Consider the following 12159-nt stretch of genomic DNA (forward strand, 5'->3'; position numbering starts at 1 on the left):
TTACATTTACTAAAAATAATTTTATTCAACATTTCAACAAAGGGTTTTCAATGGAAAGCTTCGAAACTGAACAAATGATTCAATATGCTTTCTACATAAATATCGTAATAACGACTGGTTTGGCATGGTTTTGCTTGCGGTCAGGATTGCATTACAATTTTTTCAGAAAAGCAGAGAGTGCCAGAACAAAAGGGCTGAGTAGTACCTCTACTGAACACGGTCCAGCAATTGTGAGAATAAAGAAGCTACAAGCATTAGTAGATTTTATTAGTAACTGTGCTTTTCTAATCCTTTCAATTGGCACAGCTTATATTTTGTATTTTTGGATCCACAGTTAACTCATACAAGGTAACTTCGGCAAATAACAACTTCTAATGCAGGACTTTAATAACTATAACGGATGCTACATGAAAAACGACAGTTTAATTACGCGGTATAAAATACTTAAAGGCGAACGCGATGAGTCTATCTTCACCATAATAATCGCGCTAGTAGTAAAGCTGGGGCTGGTAGCCCTGGCATTCTATCTGTTGCTTGGTTCCACGATTGATTGGTCAAGCTGGAAAACCTATGCCGCCATGTTGATCTTTGGAGCATTTCTCTAAAAGGATGACCACGGCAATACCAGGTCAGACAACAAGGTCGTTAGCATGATCGTTGGAAGCAACGGAAGCACCTTGAAAAAGGTCGGCAGCACTATAAAATCCATCAGCAATGCACACAAATAAACTACTGGTATCTTAAAATGAAAGTGAAAGAGTTGATCGCCATGCTGAACGAAAGAGACCCTGAGGCAATTGTTCTGATTTCCGGCTATGAAACGATCGGCGGCACGGAAGTCGCAGAAGCTGATTTGCTCATTGATATGCAGTCAATATGCTTAGAACAGGCTGATAATCTCACAGGAAACCGTAAAGTTGTTTCTTCCGGTGGTGAAGATTCAGTTTGGTTAGGCTGGAAAGATGATTACCGTACAAAGGTGTTTTTAGAAGATGCCCAAATTCCTGATCAAGATGAATGACGGTCAGCGTTGGCTTCAAAGGCAATCTATCAGTACGTGAAACGTAAATGTTAAAAAATAACCACATATGAATCAATAACTTATGTCAAAGCTAAGTAGAGATGTCCGGGGTGGGGCAAAGTTCAAATGTCCTTTGATAATATTGAATTCCTGGATAAAAATCGCATCTTAACCTCTTCGTTTGAGTACCTTGTTGGGTTGACCCCGTATTCGCTTTATTTGTAGTATTGGGCTGCTTTGAAGTGTTTCATGTTCAAACGCGACGTGTTCTGTAAGTTCTTCCTGACAACAGAGCCGACAATATATACACATCCGCTATGGAGAATCTGACAACCGCTATGCGTATTACGCCACCCTGAGTTTTTCCTTCCTCTGTCGTACTGAGCAAGCCTCAGCACGCACTCAATAACATCCCGTCTGCGGATGTGCTTTACCGTACGTAAAAATGTAGCCCTCCAGGGCTGACTGTATCTAAAAACTGAGAAATTACTATGTTGCTGTCCTCGACGCGTAAGGACTGGCTGGGTAACGTCCGTGGTGACGTTCTGGCCGGTATTGTTGTCGCGCTCGCACTCATTCCAGAAGCGATCGCCTTTTCCATTATCGCCGGTGTTGATCCCCAGGTGGGCCTCTACTCGGCGTTCTGTATTCCTCTCGTTATGGCCTTCTTTGGCGGACGTCCGGCGATGATTTCGTCCTCCACCGGTGCAATGGCTCTCCTGATGGTGACGCTGGTGAAAGATCATGGCTTACAGTATTTACTGGCTGCCTCCATACTGACCGGGGTATTCCAGCTGATAGCCGGATATCTGAAGCTTGGCGGGCTGATGCGTTTTGTTTCACGCTCAGTGGTCACGGGGTTTGTTAATGCACTGGCAATACTGATTTTTATGGCCCAGTTGCCTGAGCTGACCAATGTGACATGGCATGTTTATGCCATGACTGCGGCAGGGCTGGGGATCATCTATCTCTTCCCTTATATCAACAAAACCATTCCTTCACCGCTTGTGTGCATCGTGGTGCTGACTGGGATTGCCATGTGGCTGCATCTGGATGTGCGAACCGTCGGGGATATGGGGAAACTTCCCGACAGTCTGCCGGTCTTCCTGCTCCCGGACGTGCCTTTAAATCTTCAGACGCTGCTCATCATCCTGCCATATTCTGCGGGGCTTGCGGTGGTTGGCCTGCTTGAGTCGATGATGACCGCCACTATCGTGGATGACATGACCGACACGCCAAGCGACAAAAACAGGGAGTGCAAAGCTCAGGGCATCGCGAACATCTGCACATCCTTTATCGGAGGAATGGCAGGCTGCGCGATGATTGGGCAATCTGTTATCAACGTAAAATCCGGTGGACGCGGACGACTTTCAACCCTCACGGCGGGCGTGGTGCTGCTTTGCCTGATTGTGTTCCTGCGCAACTGGGTCTCCCAAATTCCGATGGCAGCGCTGGTCGCGGTGATGATTATGGTTTCCATCGGGACATTCTCCTGGCGCTCCATTGCCAACCTGCGGACACACCCCCTTTCAACCAGCGTGGTCATGCTTGCCACCGTCGCGGTTGTGGTGGCAACACATAATCTGGCCTTCGGTGTGCTGACCGGTGTACTGATTGCTTCGCTCAATTTTGCCACTAAAGTATCCCGGTTCATGCGTGTAACCTCAGTTCTGGAGGGGACGAGCCGGACGTATACCGTCACCGGCCAGGTATTCTTTGCATCAGCAGACCGCTTTACGAGCCACTTTGATTTCCGTGAAGCGATTGAGAATGTGGTGATAGACGTTTCACATGCCCATTTCTGGGACATCACGTCCGTCAGCGCCCTGGATAAGGTGGTCATTAAGTTCCGTAGAGAGGGCGCCGGGGTTGAAATACGTGGGATGAATGAAGCCACCCGCACCATCGTTGACCGGTTTGGTGTTCACGATAAACCTGAAGAAGTCGAAAAACTGATGGGCGGTCATTAACAGACTGGAGGGAAAACTATGAATAATACTGTTACAGCCTGTGTGGACGGTTCACTTTCAACGCGGTCAGTGTGTGAATATGCGGCGTGGGCAGCCCGCACTTTGCAATCACAGCTAGCACTGTTGCACGTTATCGAAAAAGACAGCACCCCGGTAGTGTCAGACCTGACCGGCACTCTCGGCATAGACAGTCAGCAATTGCTGACCGATGAGCTGGTAGAAATTGAAGGGCAACGTAATCGCCTGCTGATGGCCCAGGGGAAAGCAATACTGGAAAGTTGTGCTGAACTGCTTCAAAAACAGGGAAGCCCGGATGTGCTTTTGATGCAAAAACACGGTACACCGGATGAAGTTCTGGCAGAGCTGAGCGACCTTCGTCTCATGGTGCTGGGGCGTCGGGGTAGCCAGCATCCGGTAGGCTCTCATCTGGAAAGCGTTATTCGTCTGCAAAAGAAACCCCTACTGGTTGTTCCGGAGAACTACTCAGTGCCTTCCAGAGTCATGCTGGCTTATGATGGCAGTGAAGAAAGCAGGAGTAACCTGGAACGTCTGACGATGAGTCCCTTACTCAGGGGGCTGGAGTGCCACCTTGTCATGGTAAACGGTAAGAAGGAAGAGCTGCTGACCGCACAGCAAATTTTACGTGACGCGGATATAGAAAACAGCACAACACATCTTACCGGGCAATCAGTCGGGGACGCGCTTATTCGTTACGCCGAGGAAAATGCTGTCGATCTGATAGTGATGGGGGCCTACGGTCATTCCAGGTTGCGGCAGTTCTTTATCGGTAGTCATACCTCCGAAATGCTGCAAAAGACGCAACAACCGCTTCTTATCCTCCGTTAGCACTGATTATCTTAAATAAAAAAGGGCGAGTTCTCTCGCCCTTCGTCACAAGAACACGTTTAGTTCAGCCGGTTACCTTTTTCATCAACTACCTTCTCACCGTCCTCTTTCGTGAACGCGCTTTTCTGCGCATCGGGAAGAATATCCAGCACGACTTCAGAAGGGCGGCATAGCCGGGTACCCAGCGGCGTTACCACGATAGGGCGATTGATCAGAACAGGGTGCTGCAACATAAAATCGATTAACTGCTCGTCAGTAAAGCGGTCTTCCGCCAGCCCTAACGCTTCAAAAGGTTCGACATTCTTACGCAGCAGCGCTCGTACCGTGATCCCCATATCCGCAATGAGTTTTACCAGCTCAGCTCGTGATGGTGGGGTTTCAAGATAATGAATAACGGTCGGCTCTGTACCGCTGTTGCGGATCATTTCAAGGGTATTGCGTGACGTGCCGCAGGCCGGGTTGTGATAAATGGTAATGTTGCTCATATCAGTATCTCATTACAAAGTGAAAGACAGACGAAGCGCCAGTGCTGCAAGCGTGACAAACAGCACGGGGATTGTCATGACAATGCCCACCCGGAAGTAATATCCCCAGGTAATTTTGATATTTTTCTGCGACAGAACGTGCAGCCACAGTAACGTTGCCAGACTGCCGATAGGGGTAATTTTTGGCCCCAGGTCGCTGCCGATGACGTTGGCGTAAATCATCGCTTCTTTGATAACACCGGTCGCTGTGCTGCCATCAATCGACAGCGCCCCGACCAGCACGGTCGGCATATTGTTCATCACTGATGACAGGAAGGCCGTCAGGAAGCCCGTACCCAGCGTTGCCGCCCACAATCCCTGCTCTGCCAGCTGATTCAGCAAGGAAGAGAGATAGTGGGTCAGACCGGCATTTCGTAAGCCGTAGACCACCAGGTACATCCCCAGCGAGAAGATAACGATTTGCCAGGGCGCACCACGCAGCACCTTACCGGTGTTAATGGCATGCCCTTTTTTCGCAACAGCAAACAGAAGCAATGCACCAGCGGCTGCGACCAAACTGACCGGTACGCCCAGCGGCTCCAGTCCGAAGAATCCCACCAGAAGCAACACCAGAACCAGCCAGCCGGTTTTAAAGGTATTCACATCACGTATAGCGTCTTTCGGTTCTTTCAACAGAGAAACGTCGTAAACGGCGGGAATGTCCTTACGGAAAAACAGATGCAGCATCACCAGCGTAGCCGCAATCGCGGCCAGGTTAACCGGGACCATCACGGCGGCATATTCTGAGAAACCAAGCTTAAAGAAATCCGCCGAGACGATATTCACCAGGTTTGAGACAATCAGTGGCAGGCTTGCCGTGTCAGCGATAAACCCTGCGGCCATGATAAACGCTAAGGTTGCTCCCCGGCTGAATCCCAGCGCCAGCAGCATCGCGATAACGATAGGTGTCAGGATCAGTGCCGCACCGTCGTTGGCAAACAGTGCCGCAACCATCGCACCAAGCAGGACGATCCAGGTGAAGAGCAGCCGCCCCCGGCCATTCCCCCAACGGGCAACGTGCAGCGCGGCCCATTCAAAGAAGCCGGATTCGTCGAGCAGAAGACTGATGATGATCACGGCGATAAAGGTGGCGGTCGCATTCCACACTATCTGCCAGACCACCGGAATATCCCCCAGATGAACGACGCCAGTCAGCAATGCCAGAATTGCGCCCAGTGAGGCACTCCAGCCAATCCCCAGCCCTCTGGGTTGCCAGATAACCAGGACGAGCGTGAATAAAAAGATAGCACCAGCCAGTAACATCAGAAACTCCATTCACATTTGTTTATTCGGATATATATATCGCCATCAGCAGGAGACAGATGCCACGCTACTGAGCTTGTTGCGTATGTTTTCTCGTTCACAGTTCCAGGCTGTATCAATAATACCCGCAGCCCATGCTGGCATGTGTGGCGACAGTCGGTAATGCACCCATTTTCCTTCGCGACGGTCGATGACCAGCTCGGCTTCACGTAAAAGGGCCATATGGCGAGAAATTTTTGGCTGAGACTCTGCGGTTGCCGCACAGATGTCACAGACGCACATTTCACCGGACTCCCTGAGAAGCATCACGATAGTTGAACGGGTCTCGTCGGCGAGCAGTTTAAAAAGCTGAACAGGCTGTAGCATGCTTAACCTCGTAAAAAAATAACAATACATATGGTATTTCATATGTGATAACTTTTAAAGCATAGCTTATGAAATGGAGATTTTTTATGACCGACTTACCAGCAATCGAACCGGCTTATTTTGATGATGCGCTTGCCAGCAAACTTACGGGCAACAACGAAACCATGCCGCGAATTCTCATCCTGTACGGTTCAGTACGAGAGCGGTCCTACAGTCGTTTTGCAGCGGAAGAGGCCGGGCGGTTGCTGGCAAAGATGGGGGCTGAGGTGAAAATATTTAACCCATCCGGTCTGCCGTTACCCGATGATGCGCCCGAAAGTCACCCCAAAGTGCTTGAACTCCGCGAGCTGGTCAGGTGGTGTGACGGAATGGTCTGGAGTTCTCCGGAAAGACATGGCGCCATGAGCTCGGTGATGAAGGCCCAGATTGACTGGATACCCCTGAGTGAAGGTGCTGTTCGTCCTTCCCAGGGTAAAACGCTGGCCGTCATGCAGGTTTGTGGTGGTTCACAGTCGTTTAACACGGTCAATCAGATGCGGATACTTGGCCGCTGGATGCGGATGTTCACCATCCCCAATCAGTCGTCAGTGCCAAAGGCATGGCAGGAATTTGATGATGAAGGGCGCATGAAACCCTCACCCTGGTATGACAGGATTGTCGACGTTACCGAAGAGTTGTTCAAAATGACGTTACTCCTGAAAGGGCACACAGCCTACCTGTCCGACCGCTACAGCGAAAGGAAAGAGAGTCATCAGGAGCTCGCGGCACGGGTCAATCAGGCCAAAATCTGACAGCCAGGCATGCCCGGATGGATTACCGGGCTTTAAATCGGTTTCTTCCCAAATATCTCTTCAGAGCGTGACTGAAGTTTCACCAGGGCATTGAACATATCGTCCTGATCCAGGGAACGCTGGGATTTCTTCGTCGTGGGAGCTTTACGCCTGCGAGAAGGGCCGTCTCCGGATGGTACGGATTGCGACCGGTTATTATCCCGCTCGGCCTGGACCAGCTGCGCCATTTCCAGGGCCCGCCCCAGACGTTTGTTATCCACAATGGCCCCCTGATCGATTTCAGAAAGCTTGTCATAGGTGGAGTAGGGAAGTGATACGCCATTAAGCCGGAGCTCTTTATGTCCATCCGGGTAATGCCAGACATCGATGTATTTACCAATCGCCCGACGACTGAATTCGCTGTCTTCAATCAGATAAAGGACTTTGTCGTATTGCACTGTGAGTGATTTCGACACTTTACGAGCTTCACGCCAGTTAAATACCATATCAAGATCGTCATCGACATCCAGTTCCCGATGAACATCAAACGCCTGGCGAGGCGCTTTTGCGAAACGACGGTTGTAATCGTTCATGAACTCTTCGGCAAATGCGTTCGCAGCTTCCATGGAACTGATGCCCTGGAGCCTGAGCTCCTTGACCAGTCGGTCCTGAAGCGTCAGGTGCGCCCGTTCAACGCGGCCTTTGGCAGCACTGGTTTCTGCACAAATGGTCTGAATGTTCAGTTCATGCATCGCACGGCCAAACTGGGTATCGCCGTCGCCGCCGGTTGCATTTTTATTGTTGATCCTGAATACGCTGGCTTTGTCGCTGTACAGCGCAAGCGGTTTGCCATGTTTTTCAATATAGCCCCGGGTCGCTTCAAAATAGGTGAAAGTAGACTCAGATTTCACGAAAAGAAGCTGCATTAAACGACTGGTTGCGTCATCAACGTAAACCAGTGCCGTACACTTAGGTCCCCGATTTTCAAACCAGTGGTGGTCGCAGCCGTCGATTTGTATGAGTTCACCGGCACAGGCACGGCGGTAACGAGGTTGCTGAATTTTTGGCGCACGTTGCTTACGTGGGACCCACAGACTGGCCTGAGTCATCAGCTTACGGACGGTTTCTTTGGAAAGATGAACACCGTGCACCTCAGACAGTTTTTCACAGGCCAGCGTCGGACCGAAATCGTTATAGCGTTCGCGAATAATGTTCAGCGCGTATGCGGCCAGTCCCTGAGGCAACTGGTTGTTACTGGATTTACCACGACGGCGGCTGGTCATGCCAATCGGACCATCTTCACGATAACGCGCAAGCAGACGACGGCACTGACGGTCGGAGATACCAAGCCGCTGAGCTGCCATTTGTGTTGTCAGACGCCGGTCGATGACATCCTGAATGATTTTGAGTCGGTTAACTTCATCCAATGTGAAAAACTCCGCTGCGAGAGCCGTCATGGTAATCCTTACTTGATTATACACGCCGGACATCTTAACTTAGCCATTATCGGACATTACAACTTTGCTACTACAACTTATGTCAAAGCAAGTTTAAAATGTCACCTCTTTGTGCAAGATAGAAAGGGCACTTTCAGCCTATGTAATCATATTAATGTGACTGCTGCGTTATCCCACTCAACCAATTAATAAAGCAAAAGTTAAATATGAAAGACTGGAATAAAAATATAACGAAAACATCTTAATATGGAAATATCTGTGTCAACGGGATCTTTAGTTATTGAATATCTGGTTCTAAATAGGTTCTACATTCAACGGGAAGGGAAACCAAATATCTATATGTTTTTTATAAATACCATTACGTGGCAAACAACAATCTGCATATTTTTTTAAAGAATCTCCACATGGACAAATATTTTCTGGCGATAATACTCCATCATGTTCTTTCGCCTTAAATCTCCAGGTCGTAATATTGAAAATTTGATGTGGGGATTGTATGTATTTGACAACACTAATTAAAGTTGAATAGTTATAATGATCACCATCATTGGAGAAAAAAACACTACATTTGTTAACGGGATTACTAACTATGTCATAAGTAATTAATTCAAAATCGATCACTTCATCAAAGCAAAGAACTCCATTATAAAGTTTATTTTTAACATGACCACAATCATTAATAAAACTACGGGTTGTATTACATACTGAACATTTCACTTCTTTTATTATTTCACGAGAACTACCGAAGATTTTATATGGGAATAACGCCTGCCAATTACATACCATTCTCGCTAAGAAGTTAACACCATAGAAATTAACCTCAGGCAGAAACTCATTATTTTCTTTAATATGTATTAAATCTATTTCTATCCTTTCAAGTTCTACCCATGCTTCATAAAAATCACCTCTTGTAAGTAAATTAATGACTTGAATATATTTTAAATGGGCTAGTAAAATTGTTTTGTATAAAAACAATCTGTTTGATTCATTATTCAAGCTCAAGGATTGAGCTTTTTTTAACTCAGCATTAAGATAATCAAGAATAGCACTATCTTCTTGAGTAATACACATCCAACGCTTTAACTTTTCGTGAATATTCATAATATCTATATAGATTTTTATTTGATTTTGTTAATTACTTTTAAAACATCGTCTACTTTTCCAGAAACAGTGTATTTCACATGTTTTCCTGATTTATTTTTTTTAATTATAGAGACTTTAACGTCTATATCTCTAGTTCCAAAGTTATCAATTTTTTTCTGAATATAATTTGAAACAAGATTTACTAAAAAAGGTATCATTACTGATGTGGCAAAGAAAGTGCCTAACGCTAACGTTATACTGTTTAATTGCAGGTACGAAACACCATTAGAATCTCCGTACACTTTAACATTAGAATGTGATTGCTTGGTGAACTGGAAAAAATCCAGTGCATTACCTCCAGTAATTTTTGAACTATCAAAAACGATCGCAATCTCATCATCTTGAGGTTCATATGAAGAAATGATTTTTACCTCTTCATCTTCATCACTCATTTCACTCAAAGTAATGGGGTTCATTCTCAACTCCTTGTTTTATATTTTTACATTCAAATTTTACTATACGACTGGTTAATTGCTCCTGTCCAACACACACCAGAGTTCATATGCTTAGCATACAAGGGACCAATGCCAGTAGCGACAGGCTAGTGTGTCAAAAAACCACATGAAGATCAATCTCCTGCGGAAAATTTGGCCGCAATTAGTTTCATTGTCCTTTCCATGCCTTGATAAACTGTCGCATCTGTAATGTTTAACCTTGCGAGTTCCTTAAGTATTCTAGCTTTGTTTCTGATCACTATTTTTTCTACTTTAAACTCTTGCATAGCATCATCAGGGTTTGAAACTAAATCGGGATAAACAGCATTATTCCCAAATAATAAGAATGCACCTGACTGTGATGACATCCTTTCATTATTATTTCTTCCTTTAACGAAAATTAACCTTTCCAAATCTGATGGTATAATTACATCTTTAAAATAAGGTTTTTCATCTTTAATGTAATGTATGAGTTTTTGACAAGCTTCAGTTTTATTGAAAGCCTCCTTGTCCATTTTACAATCCAGCTGATCTTTCAGTGTTTGACTTAGCATTGATATATTTGATATGCAACTTACTGTATCAGAGTCAAAGAATTTTATACGATCCCTTTTTGTTTTGAAAATAATAACATGTCCATCAACCTCATTTGTATTTTCATTATTACTAATGTCGCAACAAGCGAAATACAGAGCGATTAGTGGATTTGATGTTATATCCAACAAACGAGTTGGTAGTCCGTAGTGTTGCATCCTTACTAACTTGTCTAGCATTGTTTTATCATCAACAAACTCAGTTGGCCTTGCTGTTAGGGCTTCACGGACTAAATTTGATTCACTGTGCAAATGCTTGAAGTTACCTTTTTTGTTTTTCCTGAAAACTGATGGAGCCAACTCGTAAGATACATCAGAATGTCCACGATAAAATATTTCTGCATCTTCTTCATGATCTTGTTCTAAAACACGCGCCATGAAACTTTGAACATTATCTATTATTGGGTAGTTATCAACTTCATCAGGAAGTGCTTCAGTAGGAGGAAGTGGTGTACTTCTTGTCGTTATATTTAGAAGTGCTAATGTTTGATTTAAATCACGTGCTTTTATTCCCCAGTGAGTCCGTTTCAGCCCATATGCACCTAATTCTAAAGCTGTTTGATATAACTCTTTGTTTATCACTACGACATCATCTTGTGAGTGAGTGATTCTGAAATCAAACTCAACATTTTTGTTAACTGTTCGTAGATTTGAAATTACACCAAGTCGCAAAGTAATGTATTCAACATTGTCTCGGGAATAAAGTTCTGACATAAAAAGCGTAGGTAATTTCTCAATATAAGATAATGCTTTATCATTCAAAGGCGTTAACTTCAACCGGATGTCATCAGAGGTGCCTTCTAACATACGTGATATAGGAAAATCACAACTCCCACTAACCCGTTCATACATGGGCCAATGTTCAAAATAGTCAGGTTCTCCGCCCATAATTAGATTAAACATTAAAACTAAATCCTTATATTTTACTTAATGAATTATTTACAATCCAATCAATTGCGCCAGAGGTGCGAATCCAAGGCTTTATATTATGATTCACATAATAAATGGCTTCATCCATTCCACCTAACGTGATATATCCACTGTTAGACTTGATCTGTAATCTGCACTTCGATAACAAGCCGGGGATGTGTCTATTAGAATCAATCGCAGCTTTAGCGATATCATCGGCATCCGGGGATGACTGTCGGTAGGCGAGTAGGGCGCGTGTATACTGAAAAAACGAACGCATATCCCCAGGATAATCGTCCAGTAGCAAGGCCAGATCATCCACCATTTCAAGCTCAAGGTAATAGTTCGCTAATAAATGACGAATCCCCTGGTTATCGTTCGGGTTGAGCTTCAGCATTTCGCGGCTATGAGCCATAGCCGGATAAAAATTACCAGACTCCCATAAGGCCTCAGCCAAAGCTGCTTTTGCTCTCATATATGGACGTGTTTCGACAAATCCCCAGAAACGTCCTGCGAACTCCTGAAAATCCTCGCCAAGTGCAATGCTGGCTGCGTACAAAGCAGTCTCCAGCTTCCCGATTTTTGACTCAGGAGGTTCTTGAGATATCTCGCAGTAGAATGAGTATGCGTCAGCACAGAGCGGGGATTTCTTGATAGCTTTTCTGATGAGTTTCAGCACAACTTCCAGGTCATCATTTTCCCAGGCATCGAACATGAACTCCTGAGCCGCAACCAGATCTAGATGTAATTGCTCAGAGCTGACAGCAGTTTTATACAAATCAACGCGCTTTGTAGTCGGGAATTTAATCATCTCAAGTATCCTTTTGGGGACTCACTGTTCCGGTACTTTGCAGCACTGATGG

13 protein-coding genes are annotated in these 12159 nt (G+C 45.5%); 5 read left to right on the forward strand and 8 right to left on the reverse strand.

What is annotated here, in order from left to right:
- Window positions 1-407: 407 nt before the first annotated feature.
- The 4 genes from ACQG2Q_RS20970 to ACQG2Q_RS20985 all read left to right on the forward strand — a co-directional run bounded on the left by ACQG2Q_RS20970 (window position 408) and on the right by ACQG2Q_RS20985 (window position 3837).
- A complete protein-coding gene (locus ACQG2Q_RS20970; protein ID WP_001371914.1) occupies window positions 408-605 on the forward strand; it encodes a hypothetical protein in 198 nt (65 codons plus the stop codon).
- Window positions 606-745: 140 nt separating this feature from the next.
- The gene (locus ACQG2Q_RS20975) at window positions 746-1021 is read left to right on the forward strand and encodes a hypothetical protein (RefSeq protein WP_000864986.1); all 276 of its coding nucleotides are present in this window, start codon (window positions 746-748) and stop codon (window positions 1019-1021) included.
- A 491-nt stretch (window positions 1022-1512) separates the two neighbouring features.
- Window positions 1513-2991 (forward strand): SulP family inorganic anion transporter, encoded by a 1479-nt coding sequence (locus ACQG2Q_RS20980; protein ID WP_000927306.1) that lies wholly within the window; start codon window positions 1513-1515, stop codon window positions 2989-2991.
- A gap of 18 nt (window positions 2992-3009) precedes the next feature.
- The gene (locus ACQG2Q_RS20985; RefSeq protein ID WP_001066652.1) at window positions 3010-3837 is read left to right on the forward strand and encodes a universal stress protein; all 828 of its coding nucleotides are present in this window, start codon (window positions 3010-3012) and stop codon (window positions 3835-3837) included.
- Between the two features lie 59 nt (window positions 3838-3896).
- On the opposite strand, the gene arsC is transcribed toward ACQG2Q_RS20985, so the two are convergent.
- From arsC to ACQG2Q_RS21000, 3 genes are read right to left on the reverse strand one after another with little or no spacing between them, the layout of a single operon-like run.
- Window positions 3897-4322, reverse strand: coding sequence for a glutaredoxin-dependent arsenate reductase (gene arsC, locus ACQG2Q_RS20990; RefSeq protein ID WP_000065802.1), 426 nt, complete (start codon window positions 4320-4322; stop codon window positions 3897-3899).
- Window positions 4323-4334: 12 nt separating this feature from the next.
- Window positions 4335-5624: an arsenic transporter gene (locus tag ACQG2Q_RS20995; RefSeq protein ID WP_000922628.1), complete on the reverse strand. Its 1290-nt coding sequence runs from the start codon at window positions 5622-5624 to the stop codon at window positions 4335-4337.
- Window positions 5625-5669: 45 nt separating this feature from the next.
- On the reverse strand, window positions 5670-5990 hold the full coding sequence (locus ACQG2Q_RS21000) for a transcriptional regulator (protein ID WP_000941305.1): 321 nt from the start codon (window positions 5988-5990) through the stop codon (window positions 5670-5672).
- 86 nt (window positions 5991-6076) lie between these two features.
- Between ACQG2Q_RS21000 and arsH the strand changes: the two genes are divergently transcribed.
- Window positions 6077-6781: an arsenical resistance protein ArsH gene (gene arsH, locus ACQG2Q_RS21005; RefSeq protein ID WP_000130816.1), complete on the forward strand. Its 705-nt coding sequence runs from the start codon at window positions 6077-6079 to the stop codon at window positions 6779-6781.
- A gap of 32 nt (window positions 6782-6813) precedes the next feature.
- Here arsH and ACQG2Q_RS21010 read toward each other — a convergent pair whose 3' ends face one another.
- From ACQG2Q_RS21010 to ACQG2Q_RS21030, 5 genes are all read right to left on the reverse strand, one after another.
- Window positions 6814-8217, reverse strand: a complete 1404-nt coding sequence (locus tag ACQG2Q_RS21010; protein ID WP_000125668.1) for an ISNCY family transposase — start codon at window positions 8215-8217, stop codon at window positions 6814-6816.
- A gap of 294 nt (window positions 8218-8511) precedes the next feature.
- Window positions 8512-9318, reverse strand: coding sequence for a hypothetical protein (locus tag ACQG2Q_RS21015; protein WP_016239971.1), 807 nt, complete (start codon window positions 9316-9318; stop codon window positions 8512-8514).
- 17 nt (window positions 9319-9335) lie between these two features.
- Window positions 9336-9776, reverse strand: coding sequence for a hypothetical protein (locus ACQG2Q_RS21020; protein ID WP_016239970.1), 441 nt, complete (start codon window positions 9774-9776; stop codon window positions 9336-9338).
- A gap of 152 nt (window positions 9777-9928) precedes the next feature.
- Window positions 9929-11290, reverse strand: coding sequence for an FRG domain-containing protein (locus ACQG2Q_RS21025; protein WP_000482601.1), 1362 nt, complete (start codon window positions 11288-11290; stop codon window positions 9929-9931).
- Between the two features lie 13 nt (window positions 11291-11303).
- Complete coding sequence (locus ACQG2Q_RS21030) at window positions 11304-12107, reverse strand: hypothetical protein (RefSeq protein WP_000589340.1); 804 nt, start codon at window positions 12105-12107, stop codon at window positions 11304-11306.
- Window positions 12108-12159 lie beyond the last annotated feature (52 nt).

It is taken from the genome of Enterobacter cloacae complex sp. 370H10, from assembly GCF_050031535.1.
Classification (GTDB): domain Bacteria; phylum Pseudomonadota; class Gammaproteobacteria; order Enterobacterales; family Enterobacteriaceae; genus Enterobacter; species Enterobacter intestinihominis.